The following is an 18436-nucleotide window of genomic DNA, read 5'->3' as shown; positions in this document are numbered from 1 at the left end:
GGTAATGGCGGCGGCAACGGCGGCGGAAATGGCCCCGGCAATGGCAACGGCAATGCCGGCAACCCGGGTAACGGCGGTGGCAACAACGGCGGATCTGGACCCGGAACTGGAAACGGTGGTGGCAATAATGGTCAGGGTGGCGGCTCTGGCAACGGCGGCGGCGGCTCCGGAAACGGTGGTAGCAACGGCGGTGGCCACGGTGGCGGCAACGGAAATGGCGGCAGCAACGGTGGGCCCGGAAACGGGAACGGCAACGCTGGTAACTCCGGTAACGGCGGCGGAAACAACGGCGGATCTGGCCCCGGAACCGGCAACGGCGGCAGCAATAACGGTCAAGGTCACGGCGGCGGTGGTTCTGGCAACGGCGGCAGCAACGGCGGCGGTAAGGAAGAGCGCTAACAACAGGCGTTTTGGCGCCAGCCAAAGGAAAAAGGCCACCCAACTGGGTGGCCTTTGTTTTTCTGAACTATTGAGTGGCCTAGCCTAGCTGAACCAGTGCGTGGCGCTTTTTACCAGCGCTCAACTTGATCGGCGACGACAATGCGCCCGCGTCGATCATCAGCCCGGCATCAGTTAGCGGTGCGTCATCCAGTTTCGCACCGTTTTCTGCGATCAGGCGTTTGGCCTCTTTACCGGACTTTGCCAGACCCGATTTCACGATGACCTGTACGATGGACATGCCGTCGCCCAATTCAGCCGCGCTGAGGGTCAGGGTCGGAAGATCGCCCCCAACACCGCCTTTTTCGAACACTTCACGGGCCGTGGCCTCGGCGTTGGCCGCAGCCTCAGTTCCGTGCAGCAGGGCGGTGACTTCGTTGGCGAGGCGGATCTTGGCCTCGTTGATCTCGGACCCTTGCAGCGCGCCCAGTCGGTCACACTCATCCACCGGCATTTCGGTGTAAAGCTTTAGGAAACGGCCAACATCCGCGTCGGTCGTGTTCCGCCAGAACTGCCAGAATTCGTAAGGCGAGCGCATCTCGGCGTTCAGCCAGACCGCACCGTCCTGCGACTTGCCCATCTTCTTGCCGTCGCTGGTGGTCAGAAGCGGCGAAGTCAGGCCGTAGATCTCATGATCCAGCACGCGACGCGTCAGGTCGATACCGTTGACGATGTTGCCCCACTGATCCGAGCCGCCCATCTGCAGGACGCAGCCGAAACGGCGGTTCAGCTCAAGGAAATCATAGGCCTGCAGGATCATGTAGTTGAACTCAAGGAAGCTCAACGATTGCTCGCGATCCAACCGTGATTTCACCGATTCAAACGCCAGCATCCGGTTGACCGAGAAATGGCGTCCAATATCGCGTAGGAAATCGAGGTAGTTCAGGCCATCAAGCCATTCGGCATTGTTCAGCATCAGCGCCTTGTTTTCGGCATCGCTGTCATAATCGATATAGGCCGAGAACACCTTTTTGATGCCCGCAATGTTTTCGTCGATCTGTTCGGGACCCAGCAGGGGGCGTTCATCCGCGCGGAACGACGGGTCGCCCACCTTGGTGGTGCCGCCGCCCATCAGAGTGATTGGCTGGTGTCCGGTTTTCTGGAACCAGCGCAGCATCATGATCTGGATCAGGCTGCCCACATGCAACGACTTGGCCGTCGCATCAAAGCCGATATATGCCGGTTTGCACCCACTGATCAGCGCCTCGTCAAGGCCCTGATAATCGGTGCAGTCGGCGAGAAAGCCGCGCTCGATCATCGTGGCGATGAAATCCGATTTGGGGTGGTAGGTCATATCGTGCCCTTTGGGTTTATGTTGCGGGGCACTGTATAGGCGGCGCACTGGGTAAGGAAAAGGCACCATTTCCAAGAAAACGCGGGCTGTGTCAGCTTTTGACCGGGGGCAGGCGGAAGGCATAGAACATTGCGATGGTGTTCAACACCACAAGGATAACAATCGGCGTGATCGGATCATGCAGATGTGCGACTGCGCCAAGGATCGCAGCAAAAACAATTCCTACGAGGCCAGCGCTGACATCCCCTAGTGCAACCAGGTAGGGGCGCTCTTTTTCAACGCTCATCTGAATGAGATACAGGTAGCGCCCATAGATCACCCCATTCCCGCCCAGCGATAGCAGCAGGATCACCAGCGCGTAGACCCAGACGTTCTGAGCGTAGCCGAGGAACGTAAAGCCAAGCGCCATCAGAGCCGAGATTGCGGCGATCATGCACCCCAGCCACATCACAGGTTTGACCGAGACACGATCGCTGAGCCATCCCCACAAAAGCGAACCGATCACCATTCCAAGGCTGGCCCCTATGACAAAATAGCTGAGCGAATGCTTGGTCCCCATATGCAGCGTCGCAGCATGGATTGTGTAGAAGGGCATCGCCAGCTCGACCGACACAAAGATCAGTCGGGCCGAAAGAAACTTGCGATACCAGGGATAGGCCATGCCGGTTTTGAATCCGGTCGCCAACTCGGCCAGGGGCTTGGGTTTTTTCTTCGGCTCCGGCAATGGGGCGCGCTGTTCATCCTCAAGCAGTCGCACTCCTGCAAAGGCAACACCTGCGGCAAACATGGCAATCACGCCGCACCACAGAACGACGATGTGGCGCTGCATCGGTTGGTCCCCGGACAGCAGGTCGCGCGTGATCAGAACGACGATGATGGCCAAAACGCCCGAGATGGTGGCTTGCGCAAACACCATCCGGTTTCGTTTCGCTTCGGGAACGGAGATGCCGTAGATCTGGCTGGTTCCAAGGCTGGTGATCCCCTGGCACAATCCCAGGACCATCGCGGTGGTCAGGAACAGCAGTACGATCATCACACTGGGTAGTTTTGTTGAAAACAGGGCCACCGCCGCCAATACTGCGGCTGTCAACAGGTTCGGTGCGTAAACGGCCAGTTTGGCGCGGGTTGCCCGGTTAATGAAAGGTGCGACAAAGATCTCGGCAACCAGGCGCGATCCGGTGACAAAGGGCAGAAGCATTCCTGCAAAAAACGTTGGCGCGCCCAGAGCCAGATACAGGAAGGGCAGCACCAGATTTGGGTTGATCAACTGCCCTCCGATCGTGGCCAGAGCGCCGGACCAGAAGATCAGAAAATAGTTCCGGCCTTCGGATGGTTGTTTCTGCGAGTATGTGTCTGCCATATGTACCTAAAACTGATTTGTGTTCCTTATACCAAATTGTCGGGAAAAAGCGCGACCCTCGTATGATCTGGCTTGCCTTGGGTTTAGCTGAACGGGCAGGTTAAACAGACTGTACCGATCAACCATGACGGTACCACGGAGTTCGGCAGGAGAGATACGCGTGGGGCGGGCCATCAAACGAACAGGTGCGATCAGGGTTTTGGGCGCGATGTCCGGCACTTCGATGGATGGGGTGGATGCCGCGGTCGTAGAAACGGACGGGCACCGGATTTTGGGATTTGGTCCAAGTGGGTATCGTGCCTACTCCGATGAAGAGCGTGCGGTTCTGCGCGCCGCTTTAGGGCAGTGGCACGGGCCTGACGTGGATGCCGCGGCAGAGCTTGTCACCCTGGCTCATGCCGAGGCGCTGTCTGAATTCGATGGGGTCGACCTGATCGGTGTGCACGGCCAAACTCTTGCGCATGAACCGAGCGGGCGTGGGACGTTGCAGGTGGGCGACGGGAAAGGGCTGGCTCAGGCATTAGGCGTGCCGGTCGTCTGGGATTTCCGCAGCGATGATGTGGCGATGGGCGGCGAAGGCGCTCCGCTGGCGCCCTTCTTTCACTTCGCTTGCGCCAAGTGGATCGAAGCAACCCAACCGCTTTGCTTTTTGAACCTCGGCGGTGTCGGGAACCTGACCTATGTGGACCCCAGTTACGATGGCCCCGAAGCCCCGGGCGCGTTGCTGGCGTTTGACACTGGTCCCGCGAATGCACCGGTCGATGATCTGATGCAGGCGCGTCTGGGCCTGCCGATGGATCGCGACGGAGCTGTCGCGCGCGGCGGAACCGTCGAGATGGGCGCACTCGAGCTGTTTTTGTCTGAGCCTTTTTTCACCCGTATGCCGCCAAAATCACTGGACCGGAACGACTTTTCCGAGATGATCAAACTGGTGCAAGAGCTCAGCGATGCGGACGCAGTTGCCACGCTTACCGGCATGTGTGCAGCAGGCGTGGTGCAGGGGATGGAACACTGCCCCAAACCACCGTCGCGTTTGTTGGTCACCGGGGGCGGTAGACACAACCCGGTATTGATGGAGATGCTGCGCGTCGCGCTGGATTGTCCGGTCGAACCGGTTGAGGCCGTGGGTCTGGACGGCGACATGCTCGAGGCGCAGGCCTTCGCCTATCTGGCGGCACGCGTCGCCCGCAGGCTGCCGACGTCGTGTCCGGGGACGACAGGCGTGAAGGCGCTGGTCGGTGGTGGGGTTGTGAGTTCGGTTGCGTAATGGGGCGATGGGTTAAAAGTTGATTGCCCGGACTTCGCTTTGAGGACTTTTCCGTCGTTCGTTTACCAGCCTGAAACGTCCGCTTTTCTACTTCAGTCGTTATGCAGTAAAATTACTGCACTTTACATGTAGTAATCTTACTGCATATAGGACCTATGACAGATGACCAGCTAGACTTAATCTTCAAAGCTCTTTCAGACAGCACACGTCGTCGCATCATCGACCATCTGAGCAAAAGGCCAGCTCAATCGTTATTCGAGGTATGCGCGGCTTCGGTTGCAGAGGATGGGATCGCTTTGTCCCGACAGACGGTCTCCCAGCATCTTGCTGTCTTAGAGAAGGCGGGATTGATCGAGGTCGAATGGAAGGGGCGAACGAAGGCGCATTCTTTGAGCGTAAGCAAAGGCGACATCGTGGCGACATCGTGGCTTACAAAATACAAACCGAAAGGAACTAAGACATGAAAATTTATGTCACCAGTGTCTTTGTTGACGACCAAGACAAGGCCGAAAAATTCTATACCGAAGTGCTCGGCTTCAAAGTGAAACACAATATTCCACTGGGCACTAATCGTTGGCTGACGGTTGTTTCAGAATAAGACCCAGATGGAACAGAGCTGCTGCTTGAACCAAGCGACCACCCCGCCACGAGCCCGTTCAAGGAAGCTATCGTTGCCGATGGAATCGCGGCACATTCATTTCAGGTGCAAGACCTCGATTCCGAGTGGAAGAAGCTGACCGACCGAGGAGTGGAGTTTACCACCGAACCAATGGATGCCGGCGCAGTTCACATGGCTGTTTTTGATGACACCTGTGGCAACCTGATCCAGTTGATCCAGATGAAAGAAGCCTAAACAAACCTATTCCTTGGCCGGACGTACCGAAAGCTACCGTTCGGTCTATGCGCAGCATCGGCCGCTTCGGGCTCAATGCAGCCAATCCGTAACCAACTAGCTGAATGATTGGCTCTTCACGCTTCTTACATAATTACTTGTAAACTGCGAGTATCCGTCCGAAGCCGACTTCAAATATTCCCGCGTCCAACCGTGCAATGCAGGCAGCTGGTGGAAGGGCACATTCGGAAAGGCGTGGTGTTCGGCGTGATAGGGCATGTTCCAGGCCACAAAACGCACCATCCGGTTGGTGAACGTGGTGCGCGAGTTCTCGAGCATGTTGGTGACTGGCGGACACAGGCCGTGTTCCGCCAGTAGGTAGAGGCGCAGGAATGGTTGCCCCAGCAGAACGGGTAAAATCCAAAGCCAGAGGAGCAGCGGCGACAGGAGCAGGCTTAGGGCTGCGACCGCGTAGAGTATCAGCAGCAGACGTGCCTCAGCCCGCATGGCGGCGTGTTGGCGCGCCGGTAGGTACGGGGCGTCGATGTTACCAAAGGCGTTTTGGAACAGGACAAGTGCCATGCCTTTCCAGTAAGGCCAGCCCGACAGATAGATCAGCAGGCTCAGCCGGTCTTGCGGTCGTGGCTTACCGCCAAGCTCGGGGTCTTTTTCCGGGTGGTTCGTCCATTTGTGGTGCGCAAGGTGAAAATATCGAAACCACTTGAAGGGCAGGGCGATCGGTACTGAAACAAGATGCCCGACAGCGTCGTTCAGCCAGCCGGTCTTGAACGGGGTCTTATGGGTGCATTCATGGCTAAGCGTGAACAGAAACACCAACAAGACACCCTGTGGCAGGATCAGGACCGGCCAGAGAGGGACCCGCCACGCGATACCCGCACTGGTGGCGGACAGTAACACCAGGTAGCCCAGAAAATGACGCAGACCTGCTGTGTCCGAGCGCCGTTGTAGCTGATCTTTGGCCTCAGGTGGCAGCGACGCTATGAGGGCGCGGTGATCCATGCATCATCCACGCGCTATGTCGAACCCTGGCTCGGCCAGTTCGAAACCGTCAAACTGGAACCCGGGCGAAACAGTGCAACTGACCAACGTATAGTCTCCGGTGGTGCGCGCCGCCTGCCAGTGTTTTTCGGGCACGATTAGTTGCGGTGCGCCCTTTGAAAGGTCTGGGCCTAGGATGTGATCGGTGGCTGGACCGTCATCCGTAGCGCTCAGCGACAGGATCAGCGGAGCACCAGAGTGGTAGAGCCAGATTTCGGTGGCGTCCACGCGGTGCCAGTGGCTGCTTTCACCAGCGGCCAATAGGAAATAGATGCAGGTCCCGGTGGCGCGGCCTGCGTTATCCGCGCGCCAGGTTTCGCGAAACCAACCGCCCTCCGGGTGTTGTTCCAGTCTCAGGTGGTCGATGATCTCTTGTGCGGTCATGGGGCCTCGTGTCTTTTGCGATGATTATGCACGGGAAGGTGCGATCCGCTATGGTATTCGTGTACGCAAGGAATATGTTTGCCGCATGACCCTGACCATCCCGTTTGATAACAGCTACGCCCGCCTTCCCAACAGCTTTTATGCGCGGCAGGCACCTATACCTGTGCGTGCCCCACGCCTGATCGCATTCAACTCGGAATTGGCGAAGGTATTGAAGGTCACACCGGGGGAGGTAGAGGAGATGGCTGAAGCCTTCGCTGGCAACACGCTGCCCGAAGGCGCAGAGCCGATTGCGCAGCTTTATTCGGGACATCAGTTCGGCAATTATAACCCGCAGCTTGGGGACGGCCGCGCTGTACTGCTGGGCGAAACGATCGGGACAGATGGCCTCCGCCGGGATATCCAGCTCAAAGGGTCCGGTCCAACCCCGTTCAGCCGTCAGGGGGATGGCCGCGCATGGCTTGGGCCTGTGCTGCGGGAATACGTGGTGTCCGAGGCAATGCATGCGCTGGGTATCCCGACGACCCGCGCGCTGGCGGCGGTTGAGACCGGCGAGATCGTTCTGCGCGAGGGGCCGATGCCCGGTGCGGTTCTGACCCGTGTGGCGCAAAGCCATCTACGGGTCGGGACATTTCAGGTTTTCGCCGCGCGTGGACAGCTGGACAGCCTGCGCCGCCTGACGGAATACGCTATTGATCGTCACTACCCGGATGCGGACGGTCCGATGGGCCTGTTGCGTGCGGTGGTGGAGGCGCAATCGCGGCTGATCGCGGCATGGATGAGCGTAGGATTTATCCATGGGGTGATGAACACCGACAATTGCTCAATCGCGGGTGAGACCATCGATTATGGGCCCTGCGCTTTCATGGACAGCTATCATCCGAACACGGTCTACAGTTCGATCGACCGGATGGGGCGATATGCCTATTCCAACCAGCCCGACATCGCCGTTTGGAACGTAGCGCAACTGGCGACGGCACTGATCCAGCAGATGGAAGACAAGGACGCAGCCGTCGAAGAAGCGACCGAGATTGTACACGCCATGCCTGCGCAGCTGCAGGAGAGCTGGTTGAAGCGGTTCCGCGCCAAGATCGGGTTGATGACCGAAGAAGAGGGCGATCTGGAACTGATCTCGGACCTGCTGACGCGCATGGCGCAGAACCAGGCGGATTTCACCAATACATTCCGTGCGCTGGGTGGTGATGCCGCGCGTGATCAGTTTACCGATTCTGCGGCGTACGACACCTGGTCCAAAGGGTGGAACGCGCGTCTGGGGCGTGAGCAGGACCCATCCATCGTAATGGCCGCCGCAAACCCAGCCTTCATCCCGCGCAATCACCGTGTTGAACAAATGATACAGTCGGCCGTTCAGGGCGATTACGAGCCGTTCCAAAGGCTGAACACTGTTCTGGCGCGACCTTATGAGGATCAGCCCGATGCGGATGATCTGAAGCGTCCGCCATCAGAGACCGAAGTGGTGCATGCCACGTTCTGTGGAACCTGAATTTTGACCCCTCAGGCCTCATCACGATAGGGATTGACCTCATCCGGCCAACGGCGGGCGTATTGCGAGATCATCAGGTAGACATCCGCCCCGTCGATTGCCCTGCGCGCATCGCGGACCATGCGCAGGTTCAGGATGTCCACCTCTTCGGCGGTGATCGCGCGCAGCGGGTTGTAGTAGACGGTAATCAAAATGGTCCGACCTTGTTTGGTTACGGACATATCCCGCAATGCGCCACCGTCCTCTGCGATTGCCGGGCGCAAAGCACGACGCGCAGCAGCAAGAAGGTCGGGGCTTGCGGTGGCGTTTGCCAGCTCACCCAACCCACCACGGAAGTCGCGTAGGTATGATCCGATGGCCAGAACGCACAGGAACAGTACGATGATCGAGTCGCCGACGGGTGCGATCGCCGATAGGGCCCCATCCCGGAACAGGTAGATTGCCCCAAGGCCAATTGCTGCGGCAGCCGTGAATAGACCATCGAACAGTGCTGCTTTGGATTCCAACCGCAGGATTGCACTGGCCTTCCCGGTCTTCCGCCAAGTGAAATAGTGAAACGCCCACAGCAAAACGCAGGTCAGGCCAATGGCAGCGAAGTAGATGAACATCGGTCCGAATATCAGCGGTTCGGGCATCATGCCGTTGTAGTAGCTGTAGATGTTTTTAGTCGCGTTCGAGATGGCGAACAGCACCAGTCCTAACAGAGACAAAGAGCGGAAGGTGGAAAAGATCGCCTCATCCGCTGCATAGCCAAACGGGCGTCGCTTGTCGGGGCCTGCATCAATCTTCAAACTGATACGGCGGCCAAGGAATGCCGATCCAAAGCCGACCAGCGAATATAGCCCGTCCATCATGATCGCATTGGAGTTCGACAAAATCCCGGCCAGTATACCAGCCGCGCCCATGAACAGGTTGCCGCCCATGGCAATGATGAGCGCGCGCCCCTCAAGCTGCTTTCTGCGTTCTGCATTTGGCATCGACATCTGGTAACGTCCTGATAGGGCATCAAACTCCGCAACAGATACCCGTTCGAAGGGGATAGGCCAACACCTGCTATGGCGGGTTGTCCTAGTCCCGCACGATTTCAAGCACAGCAGCGCTGACGATCAGGATGGCGCCCAACAGCTCGCGCAACCCGAACGGCTCGCCCGAGAACGCGGCGGCCGAGGCCAAGCCGACGACAACCTCGCTCATCAGCAGGATACCGACGCGGGCAGGGGACAGTTTGGTTGCGGGCCAGATTGTCATGAACACCATGGGTAAGGTGTAGAAGGCCGACAGCAGCACAAAATGAAGGGTCCAAAGAAGATCCGCCTGCACAATTGTCGGCAACACAGGTTCGGGCAGGACCGCGAGGCTGACCAGGGAAAGGATCAGCGCGCCTGCGACAAAGGCAAAGACCTGACCCGAGGCTGAGATCGTACTGGTTCGGTACAGCCCCAACGTACCCAGCGCCCAGCACATGCCCGAGGCCAACGCCATCCAGTCGCCGCTGTTTTGGGGCAGCGGGATACCACCCGAGTCGCCCAGCACGACGAATAGACCACCGACACCGCAGGCAAGGCCCGCAAGCCGCCCCAAATTCAGGCGTTCACCCAGAAACACCCGGCCCAGAACCGTGCCCCAGATCGGGGTGAGGTAGAATAACAGGATCGACCGCACCACATCCGTATAGACAAGGCTGATGGAATAAAGACTGAAGGCCGCGCCGGTGAACATACCGCTGAACACCAGATCGCGCCATTGCAGGGCCAGCGTCCCTCTCTCTTTCCAGATAAAGGGAACCAGCCCCAGCAGCGCAACGCTATACATCGCAATACCCGGCCAGGGCCCGGTCAGGCCCAGATCATAGAAAAACCGAACGGGGATCCAATAGAGACCCCACATCATGCCACCGATTACTAGGACAATGCTTGCCCAGGTGCGGTTGTTCGAGAGTGTGTTGCTGGAAACCACTTCAGGCCTCAATTGGACGCATTCCACGGGGATAGTGTATCGGCACCCTGTTGATCAAGCGCAGCATTCCTGATCGCGCCGCCTGCTAGAATATTGGGCACTTTGGCAGCGCGAAAAGCTCTTATTTGCCACTCCTGCAGAAGACTGGGGTTGCGCCCGGCCACCAGCGTGGCACTTTGGGGTTCGTCCATTTGATCGGAACCTTATGTCGCCTCAATCAACCCTGCGGATTGCAAGCTATAACATCCAGAAATGCGTGGGCTTGGATTTTCGCCGCCAGCCTCAGCGCATAATGCAGGTCATTGAAGGCATGCAGGCTGATATTGTGGTGCTGCAAGAGGCCGACAAAAGGTTGCCGCCGCGACCCGCCGCCTTGCCACATTTCATGTTGGACGAAGCCGGTTGGCAGATTGTCGATCTGGGGGGCGCTGGCAGCTTGGGCTGGCACGGCAACGCGGTCATCTGGCGCGGGGATAAAATTGACGTGCGCAAGACCGGTCACCATGAATTGCCGGGGCTAGAGCCCCGCGGTGCAGTTCGAGTCGAGTTTGACACCCAGATCGGGCCGCTTCGGGTGATGGGGATGCATCTGGGTCTTTTGCCCGCATCTCGGCGGCAACAGATCCATCAACTCCGGCGCTGCGATGAGGATCTGGATCAGATGCCTACCGTATGGGCCGGAGATTTCAACGAGTGGTCGCGCCAGCCAGTGCTCGATCATCTTGCACCCGACATGCGATTTTTGCCCCCGGTTCCCAGTTTCCCGGCTGCACAGCCTCTGGGCGCACTTGATCGGATCGCGCTGGGCGCTGGGCTTGAGGCCGTTGTACATGGCGTCCATAAAGCGCGGCCTGCGCATATCGCATCAGATCACCTGCCGATCTGGGCTGATCTTCGCAAGGTCGCTTAGGCGCAAATCCCCTGTGGCGCCAGCGGCGCAGACGTATTAAGACAGAAACCCGAACTACTCTGAGGGTCACTATGTCCGACACGATCATCGCCCGTTGCGAAGCCAAAGGTCTCCGCATGACGGGTCAGCGCCGCACAATTGCTCAGGTGTTGCAGCAAAGTGATGACCATCCGGATGTAGAAGAGCTGTATGCGCGCGCCTCTAAGGTGGATTCGGGTATCTCGATCGCCACGGTCTATCGCACCGTGAAGCTGTTCGAAGAGGCTGGGATTCTGGAGCGGTTGGAATTCGGTGATGGGCGCGCCCGCTATGAGGATGCCGAGAGGGACCACCACGACCATCTGATCGACATGCAGTCGGGGGAAGTGATCGAATTTGTCGATCCCGAGATCGAGGCCCTGCAGGAAAAGATCGCAGCCAAGCTTGGGTACAAGCTGAAAGGGCATCGGTTGGAACTGTACGGCGTGCCGCTGAAACAGGGCTGATCCATCACGAAACGCGATTGGTTGCCGCACGGCAATTCATGAAACATGTCGCAATATCGCTTGCGGCGTCGCGGATGATACGGTTTTGCTGACTTAAGGTCGCGGAATTTCCCGCGCCATCTCAACGGACACGCGTATGAACAACGTACACGGCATCTTGCTGATCATCGGATCGATGGCGGCCTTCGCACTTGAGGACATGTTCATCAAGCATCTGTCGATCACTGTACCTACGGGTCAGATCATGATCGCTTTGGGTCTGGTCTGCGGGCTGGTGTTCGTACTGATGTCATTGGCCACGCGTAAACGCATCTTTGATCCGGAGGCGTGGAAAGGTCTGCCGCTGGCGCGGGCAGGGACCGAGGCGGTAGGAGCCCTGACCTTTGTTACCGCGCTGTCTCTGGTCGAGCTGTCCACCGTTGCTGCCGTCTTTCAGGCGATGCCGCTGGCCGTGACTATGGGGGCGGCACTGTTTTTGGGCGAGCAGGTCGGTTGGCGACGTTGGAGCGCCATCGGAATAGGCTTTATTGGTGTCTTGATGATTATTCGCCCGGGTTTGGAAGGGTTTCAGCCCGAGTCGCTGTTCGTTGTCGCGACCGTAATTGCGATCGCCGCGCGTGATTTGATCACACGTAAGCTGGACGTCCGTGTGGCCTCGTCCGTTGTTGCCATGCAGGCCTACATGGCCGTTGCCCTTGCCGGGGTGGTACTGATGGTGTTTCTGGCTCAGCCAGTTGTTCCACTGCAATCCACGCAAGTAGGTCCGTATCTGGGGGCAATTGGCTTTGGCGTCCTGGGATATTACGGCATCGTGACGGCTATGCGGATCGGTGAGGCCTCGGCCCTGACACCTTTCCGGTACAGCCGGCTCATGTTTTCCATCGCGGCAGGGATGCTGATGTTTGGCGAACGGCCTGATTTGATGACGGTGGCCGGTGCCGCGTTGATCCTCGGATCGGGCATGTACACCTTTGTTCGCGAACGCCGGCTGGCGCGTGCAATGGCGGTTGCGGCCTGACGGATCGTCGCACGTTGGCGCAAACACGTGGCTATTAGCCCTAAATCCCCATGAACATAACCGTTAGCGGTAACATCGCTGGTTTACTTTTGGCTCGGTGATGTTATGAGGCATGCAACCAAATGCAGCCACAGGGACGGGCCTCATGAGTACCATCATCGACATCCACGCACGCGAAATCCTGGACAGCCGGGGCAACCCAACCGTCGAAGTGGACGTGATTCTGGAAGACGGCGCCATGGGCCGCGCCGCTGTGCCTTCGGGTGCGTCAACCGGTGCGTATGAAGCAGTGGAAAAGCGTGACGGTGACAAGTCGCGCTATATGGGCAAGGGCGTGCTTGAAGCTGTCGCCGCTGTGAACGGTGAGATCGCCGAAGAACTGGTCGGCTATGACGCGACCGAGCAGGTCGCCATCGACGGCGCGATGATCGAACTGGACGGGACCGAGAACAAGAGCCGTCTGGGCGCAAACGCCATTCTGGGCGTCTCGCTGGCCACAGCCAAGGCTGCGGCAGATTTCACCACGCAACCTCTATATCGCTACGTCGGCGGTACGTCGGCCCGCGTTTTGCCAGTACCGATGATGAACATCATCAACGGCGGCGAACATGCCGACAACCCGATCGACATTCAGGAATTTATGATCATGCCGACCTCGGCCGCGAATATCCGCGAAGCCGTGCGCATGGGCTCGGAGGTGTTCCACACGCTGAAGAAAGAACTGTCCGCCGCTGGTCTGAACACTGGTATCGGTGACGAAGGTGGGTTTGCCCCGAACATTGCGTCCACCCGCGAGGCATTGGATTTCATCCTGAAGTCCATCGAAAAAGCGGGCTACAAACCGGGCGAGGAAATCCACCTGGCGCTGGATTGTGCCGCAACCGAATACTTCAAAGACGGCAAATACGTGCTGGCGGGCGAGGGGATCACTCTGAGCTCGGACGAGAATGCGGCTTACCTGGCGGCTTTGGTCAATGACTACCCGATCATTTCCATCGAAGATGGCATGTCCGAAGACGACTGGGACGGCTGGAAAGCTCTGACCGACATGATTGGCGACAAGGTGCAGCTGGTGGGCGACGACCTGTTCGTGACCAACCCCGTGCGTCTGGCCGAAGGGATCAAGCGCGGCTGTGCAAACTCGATGCTGGTCAAGGTGAACCAGATCGGATCGCTGACTGAAACACTGCGTGCCGTCGATATGGCGCACCGTGCACGGTATACCAACGTGATGTCGCACCGCTCGGGCGAAACCGAGGATGCGACCATCGCCGATCTGGCGGTTGCGACCAATTGCGGTCAGATCAAAACCGGCTCGCTGGCGCGGTCGGACCGGTTGGCCAAGTACAACCAGCTGATCCGCATCGAGGAATCGCTGGGTGAAGTTGCGGAATACGCAGGCGCGTCGATCCTTCGCAACTGAGGTCAATAATGCTAGACTGATCCTCGGGTTTTTTCGAGGATCGTGTTTTGCTTAAAGTTATCGAAGCTGAAACGCCGGACCACTTTGATGAGGTTCGGCGTTTGTGTTGGGAATATCGCGACTTCCTGCTGACGTTGGACGCCAAGTCCGTGCGCGTCGTAAAGACCTTTTATCCCCGCGACGTTTATGCCCGGCTGATGGACGAGATCGAAGTAGAACACGCCCCACCGGGCGGTGGTGTGCGGCTGGTACTAAAGGATGGACATGCCGTTGGGTGCGGAATGTTCCGGACAATCGGGCCGGGCATTGCCGAAATAAAACGGGTGTTTGTAAATGACGCCGCCCGAGGGACGGGGGCAGGGTATGAGGTTATGATGTCCTTGATTGAACAGTGCCGTGAACAGGGGTTTAACTGCATTCGCATGGACACGGGCAAACCATTGGAATCGGCAACGCGTCTGTACCTGTCGATGGGCTTCCAACTGCGCGACGCATATTCCGAGATTCCGGAGATCGCGAAAGACACATTATTGTTTTTTGAGATGCCTTTGCCCGGTGCTCAGGCAGAAAACTCGCAAATCGAGTGATTTTTTTACAAAGTCTTACGTGTTGTTATCGCTTGTAAAAATCAAACTTGCTAGAAATACACCTACATAAATTCAATTTTGTGTGAACTTTTACCTATTTGTCTGACCCCGGTGTCTCGTAATGTGCCTGCATTACAGAAAGGGAAACGACATGACTGGTTCGAAAATCCTTCTCGTAGCTTCAGTGATCAGCACTGTATTTTTGGCAGCCTGTGCGGGGCCTGGCACTTATCCGATCACCGGGGAAGCGGTGTCCGCAAGTGACCCGGTTCTGGGTATGGAAACGCCGTCATACATGTATCGCGGTGAAGCCCGGTAGGGCCTTCACGGGGGGACGGGCGGCGACGCCCGTAAGTATCTTATCGTTTTAGAGCTGTCGGCTCATCAAGACATAGCGATCGCGCGGTTTGAAGCCGGTGCGCAAGTACAGCTTATGCGCGGCCTCGTTCGTGCGATCGACTTCTAGGTGAAGGGCGGTCAGGCCAGCCTCGGCCAGGGCTTTGGGCAGGTCAAGCAGCACTTCGGTGGCGATGCCACGGCCGCGCACGGCCGGGCGGATGTAGATTTCGTCTATGAATCCGTCCATGCCGCCGAACTCGACCGACCAGCCGAACGTCAGGATGGCATAGCCCAGCGGCGCACGTCCTGGACCGATCAGGTAGACGCAACCGTGGGGAATACCCTCTAGCAAGGGGGTCAGCGCATTGCGGGTCTGGTCCATGTCCTGCGCGATCCCGGCTTCGGTGTGGAACGCGGTCACCAGGCCCATCAGGCGGTCCAGATCTTCGGGGCGCGCGAGGCGAAGTGCGGCGCTCATAGCCGGGCCAGCCGTTCGGTCAGCAGGGCAAAGAAACCTTCAGCGTCGATTTCCCCAATGAACATCGCATTGGGCGGATGGTCTGTCACGCGCCACCAATCAGCGACGGTCATACCCATCGTCAGTTCGGACTTCGTTTCGATCTGGACGTTGATGTGTCGGCCCGAGAACAGCTCCGGCCGGATCAGATAGGCGGTCACGCACGGGTCGTGCAGCGGCGCGCCTTCCGAGCCGTATTTCTCTATATCGAAACGTTCGAAGAAATCCGTCATCTCGGCCACGGCATGCCCGACCTTACTGTTGAGCGCGCGGAAGGCGTCATTGCGGTGCTTCGTGACCAGCGCATCGTGGGTCACGTCTAGCGGCATAACGACGACATGAGCGCCGGATTTAAACACAATATCAGCAGCTTCGGGATCGACGTAGATGTTGAATTCCGCCGCTGGGGTGATGTTGCCGACCTCAAAATACGCACCGCCCATCAGAACGATTTCCTGGACCCGATCAACAATATCAGGCGCTTTTTGAAAGGCGGATGCGATATTCGTCAGCGGGCCAAGCGGGCAAAGTGTGACGGTTCCAGGCTCATGTGCGCGCAGGGTGTCGATGATGAAGTCGACCGCGTGCCCGTCAGCCAGCGGCATTTCCGGATCTGGCAGGACGGGACCGTCGAGGCCGGTCTTGCCGTGCACATGTTCCGCGGTGACCAGAGGGCGGTTTAGCGGGCGGTCACACCCGGCATAAACAGGGATATGCGAGTGGCCGGCCAGTTCACAGACGATCCGCGCATTCTTGGCCGTCAGTTCCAGTGGCACGTTCCCGGCAACGGCGGTAATGCCCAGAACATCAACCTCTTCCGGGCTTGCCAATGCCAGCAAGATGGCAACTGCGTCGTCCTGCCCGGGATCGGTGTCGATGATGATTTTGCGCGGTGCCATGCTTTGCCTCCGGGGTATTGAAGCGCGGACACTCGCAAGTGTCACCACGCTTGTCCAGCGGTTTCAGCCTTACGTCGTTGCATCCACCGGCGGGAGTTTGCCATTGGCGCGGTGCTCTTCAATTTTGACCTCGTCCCATAGCGCATCCATTTCTTCGAGATCGCTTTGAGATGGTGTTTTCCCGCGCGCAGCCAGCCGCGCTTCTACTTGCTCGAACCGGCGGGTAAACTTGGCATTGGTGCGGCGCAGGGCGGCCTCAGGCTCGATGCCCAGATGACGGCCCAGATTGACCATCACGAACAGAAGATCGCCAAATTCATCCTCCAGCGCGTCGGCGTCCTTAGCATTGCGCGCTTCCTCCAGCTCTGCAGCCTCTTCCGTGATCTTGGCCAACACATGGCTGGCATCGGGCCAGTCAAACCCTACGCGGGCCGCGCGTTTCTGCAGTTTGTGCGCGCGCAACAGGGCAGGCAGGTTGGCCGCGACACCATCCAGCGCCCCTTTCTGTTCCTTGCCGGCGCGCTCAGCCGCCTTGATGGTTTCCCAATCCACGGTCTGCTGGTCCGCTGATTTATCGCGGGATTCATCGCCAAATACATGCGGGTGACGGTCGACCATCTTGTCCGACATGGTCCGCACCACGTCCTGAAAGGTGAAATGCCCGGCTTCTTCGGCCATTTGTGCGTGAAAAACCGACTGGAACAGCAGGTCGCCCAGCTCGCCTTTCAGCTCATCATAGGCTTCGCGCTCGATGGCATCGGCGACCTCATAGGCCTCTTCGATCGTGTAGGGGGCGATGGTGGTAAAATCCTGTTCGATATCCCACGGGCAGCCCGTTTGCGGGTCACGCAGACGGCGCATGATTTCTAACAGGCGCTCGATACCCGCTTCGCTGTCGTGGATCAGAGGATTTTCGGCCATTGCGAACCCTTTCGTTCCGGTGTCAGATGCATCCATTCCGCAGTCCCGATCAGGAGTCCACCCCAGATGCCCGTCGTCAACCGAATTGCCGATTACTCAGCCGATATGGCCGCATGGCGCAAACACTTGCATTCGATCCCCGAGTTGGAGTTCGAATGCCATGAAACTGCAGCGTTCGTAGCGGACCGTCTGCGCGAATTCGGAGTGGACGAGCTGCACGAAGGTATTGCCAAGACCGGGATCGTCGCGATCATCAGCGGGCGGGGTGAGGGGCCTACGATTGGTCTGCGGGCCGATATGGACGCGCTGCCGATCCCCGAGGAAACGGGCGTCGAATACGCCTCGACCAATCCGGGCAAGATGCACGCCTGCGGTCATGACGGGCATACTACGATGCTGTTGGGTGCGGCGCGTTATCTGGCCGAGACACGGAACTTTCGTGGCCGCGTGGCGCTGATCTTTCAGCCAGCCGAAGAAGAAGGCGGCGGTGCGGGCGTGATGGTCGAAGAAGGCATCATGGATCGGTTCGACATCTCTCAGGTCTACGCGCTGCATAATGCACCGAACCTGCCCGTAGGCGCATTTCACACCACTCCGGGGCCGATCATGGCGGCGGTGGATACGTTCGAGGTTCATATTCAAGGCGTTGGTGGTCACGGTGCCATGCCGCATGAAGCCCGCGACCCGGTGATGGCGGCCTGCGGCATTGCGCAGGCCATGCAGACTATCGTCAGCCGCAACAACTATGCGCTGGACGACCTGGTCGTCTCGGTCACGCAAATCCACACCGGGACGGTGAATAACGTGATCCCCGATACGGCTTTCATCAACGGCACTGTTCGAACCTTCGATCCAAACGTTCAGCAGATGGTAATCGAGCGTATGGAGCAAATCGTACAGGGGCAGGCGACCTCTTACGGCGTCGAGGCGCGGCTGGATTACGAAAAGAACTACCCGGCCACGATCAACGATGGCGAAAAGGCCGGATTTGCCGCCGAGGTGGCCCGCGATGTGTCGGGGGCCGAGCGTGTGGTGGGCAACATGGGGCGCGAAATGGGGGCCGAGGATTTCTCGTACATGCTGCAATCGCGCCCCGGTGCCTATCTGTTCCTGGGGCAGGGCGAGGGGGCTGGGCTGCACCATCCGAAATACAATTTCAACGACGAGATCGCGCCGGTCGGCGCTTCGTTCTTTGCGCGGATCGTCGAAAAGGCACAGCCGCTGGGCTGATCGGGGGGAAGAT

Annotated in this window: 21 protein-coding genes and 1 pseudogene; 12 read left to right on the top strand and 10 right to left on the bottom strand. The window is 58.4% G+C overall.

Annotation, left to right across the window (positions count from 1 at the left end; all coding sequences use genetic code 11):
• On the top strand, positions 1-399 hold a 399-nt coding region (locus AC2FD9_RS21440), incomplete at its 5' end, for a hypothetical protein (RefSeq protein WP_496838806.1).
• A gap of 79 nt (positions 400-478) precedes the next feature.
• Here the strand turns inward: AC2FD9_RS21440 and tyrS are convergent.
• A complete protein-coding gene (gene tyrS / locus AC2FD9_RS21435) occupies positions 479-1732 on the bottom strand; it encodes a tyrosine--tRNA ligase (RefSeq protein ID WP_496838805.1) in 1254 nt (417 codons plus the stop codon).
• 91 nt (positions 1733-1823) lie between these two features.
• Positions 1824-3092, bottom strand: coding sequence for an MFS transporter (locus tag AC2FD9_RS21430; protein WP_496838804.1), 1269 nt, complete (start codon positions 3090-3092; stop codon positions 1824-1826).
• 208 nt (positions 3093-3300) lie between these two features.
• Here AC2FD9_RS21430 and AC2FD9_RS21425 point away from each other — a divergent pair, with 208 nt between their 5' ends.
• The 3 genes and pseudogenes from AC2FD9_RS21425 (at position 3301) to AC2FD9_RS21415 (ending at position 5212) form a co-directional block, all read left to right on the top strand.
• Positions 3301-4359, top strand: a complete 1059-nt coding sequence (locus tag AC2FD9_RS21425; protein ID WP_496838808.1) for an anhydro-N-acetylmuramic acid kinase — start codon at positions 3301-3303, stop codon at positions 4357-4359.
• A 155-nt stretch (positions 4360-4514) separates the two neighbouring features.
• Entirely contained in the window at positions 4515-4823 is a 309-nt protein-coding gene (locus tag AC2FD9_RS21420; protein ID WP_496838803.1) for an ArsR/SmtB family transcription factor, read from the top strand.
• A pseudogene (locus tag AC2FD9_RS21415) lies at positions 4820-5212 on the top strand (VOC family protein). The gene AC2FD9_RS21420 and the pseudogene AC2FD9_RS21415 overlap by 4 nt, the downstream one beginning before the upstream one ends.
• A gap of 96 nt (positions 5213-5308) precedes the next feature.
• Here AC2FD9_RS21415 and AC2FD9_RS21410 read toward each other — a convergent pair.
• On the bottom strand, positions 5309-6211 hold the full coding sequence (locus tag AC2FD9_RS21410) for a fatty acid desaturase (RefSeq protein ID WP_496838802.1): 903 nt from the start codon (positions 6209-6211) through the stop codon (positions 5309-5311).
• Between the two features lie 3 nt (positions 6212-6214).
• Entirely contained in the window at positions 6215-6634 is a 420-nt protein-coding gene (locus AC2FD9_RS21405) for a cupin domain-containing protein (protein WP_496738402.1), read from the bottom strand.
• An 85-nt stretch (positions 6635-6719) separates the two neighbouring features.
• On the opposite strand from AC2FD9_RS21405, the gene AC2FD9_RS21400 reads away from it, so the two are divergent.
• A complete protein-coding gene (locus AC2FD9_RS21400; RefSeq protein ID WP_496838801.1) occupies positions 6720-8138 on the top strand; it encodes a protein adenylyltransferase SelO in 1419 nt (472 codons plus the stop codon).
• Positions 8139-8149: 11 nt separating this feature from the next.
• Here the strand turns inward: AC2FD9_RS21400 and AC2FD9_RS21395 are convergent, their stop codons facing one another.
• From AC2FD9_RS21395 to AC2FD9_RS21385, 3 genes are all read right to left on the bottom strand, one after another.
• Positions 8150-9121 carry a cation efflux transmembrane domain-containing protein gene (locus tag AC2FD9_RS21395; RefSeq protein ID WP_496838800.1) on the bottom strand — a complete coding sequence of 324 codons (972 nt, stop codon included), beginning with the start codon at positions 9119-9121 and terminating at the stop codon, positions 8150-8152.
• 85 nt (positions 9122-9206) lie between these two features.
• Complete coding sequence (locus tag AC2FD9_RS21390) at positions 9207-10094, bottom strand: DMT family transporter (RefSeq protein ID WP_496838798.1); 888 nt, start codon at positions 10092-10094, stop codon at positions 9207-9209.
• Between the two features lie 8 nt (positions 10095-10102).
• Positions 10103-10285 (bottom strand): hypothetical protein, encoded by a 183-nt coding sequence (locus tag AC2FD9_RS21385; protein ID WP_496696662.1) that lies wholly within the window; start codon positions 10283-10285, stop codon positions 10103-10105.
• A gap of 14 nt (positions 10286-10299) precedes the next feature.
• On the opposite strand from AC2FD9_RS21385, the gene AC2FD9_RS21380 reads away from it, so the two are divergent.
• From AC2FD9_RS21380 to AC2FD9_RS21355, 6 genes are all read left to right on the top strand, one after another.
• Positions 10300-11004 carry an endonuclease/exonuclease/phosphatase family protein gene (locus tag AC2FD9_RS21380; RefSeq protein ID WP_108858408.1) on the top strand — a complete coding sequence of 235 codons (705 nt, stop codon included), beginning with the start codon at positions 10300-10302 and terminating at the stop codon, positions 11002-11004.
• Between the two features lie 71 nt (positions 11005-11075).
• Complete coding sequence (locus tag AC2FD9_RS21375; protein WP_058277587.1) at positions 11076-11489, top strand: Fur family transcriptional regulator; 414 nt, start codon at positions 11076-11078, stop codon at positions 11487-11489.
• Between the two features lie 136 nt (positions 11490-11625).
• Complete coding sequence (locus tag AC2FD9_RS21370; RefSeq protein WP_496838796.1) at positions 11626-12507, top strand: DMT family transporter; 882 nt, start codon at positions 11626-11628, stop codon at positions 12505-12507.
• Positions 12508-12652: 145 nt separating this feature from the next.
• Positions 12653-13930 carry a phosphopyruvate hydratase gene (eno, locus tag AC2FD9_RS21365; RefSeq protein WP_496838794.1) on the top strand — a complete coding sequence of 426 codons (1278 nt, stop codon included), beginning with the start codon at positions 12653-12655 and terminating at the stop codon, positions 13928-13930.
• 47 nt (positions 13931-13977) lie between these two features.
• A complete protein-coding gene (locus AC2FD9_RS21360; RefSeq protein ID WP_496838792.1) occupies positions 13978-14517 on the top strand; it encodes a GNAT family N-acetyltransferase in 540 nt (179 codons plus the stop codon).
• A 151-nt stretch (positions 14518-14668) separates the two neighbouring features.
• Positions 14669-14836, top strand: coding sequence for a hypothetical protein (locus AC2FD9_RS21355; RefSeq protein WP_186437364.1), 168 nt, complete (start codon positions 14669-14671; stop codon positions 14834-14836).
• Between the two features lie 48 nt (positions 14837-14884).
• Here the strand turns inward: AC2FD9_RS21355 and AC2FD9_RS21350 are convergent, their stop codons facing one another.
• The 3 genes from AC2FD9_RS21350 to mazG form a co-directional block, all read right to left on the bottom strand.
• Positions 14885-15334: a GNAT family N-acetyltransferase gene (locus AC2FD9_RS21350; protein ID WP_108858411.1), complete on the bottom strand. Its 450-nt coding sequence runs from the start codon at positions 15332-15334 to the stop codon at positions 14885-14887.
• Positions 15331-16272 carry a nucleoside hydrolase gene (locus AC2FD9_RS21345; RefSeq protein WP_496838789.1) on the bottom strand — a complete coding sequence of 314 codons (942 nt, stop codon included), beginning with the start codon at positions 16270-16272 and terminating at the stop codon, positions 15331-15333. Before AC2FD9_RS21345 ends, AC2FD9_RS21350 begins: the two co-directional genes overlap by 4 nt.
• Before the next feature lie 69 nt (positions 16273-16341).
• On the bottom strand, positions 16342-17193 hold the full coding sequence (gene mazG, locus AC2FD9_RS21340) for a nucleoside triphosphate pyrophosphohydrolase (RefSeq protein ID WP_496838807.1): 852 nt from the start codon (positions 17191-17193) through the stop codon (positions 16342-16344).
• Between the two features lie 66 nt (positions 17194-17259).
• Between mazG and AC2FD9_RS21335 the strand changes: the two genes are divergently transcribed.
• Positions 17260-18423 (top strand): M20 aminoacylase family protein, encoded by a 1164-nt coding sequence (locus tag AC2FD9_RS21335; RefSeq protein ID WP_496838788.1) that lies wholly within the window; start codon positions 17260-17262, stop codon positions 18421-18423.
• Positions 18424-18436 lie beyond the last annotated feature (13 nt).

This window comes from Ruegeria sp. YTSC230, assembly GCF_059609665.1.
This window is presented reverse-complemented; position numbering and strand designations above follow the sequence as displayed.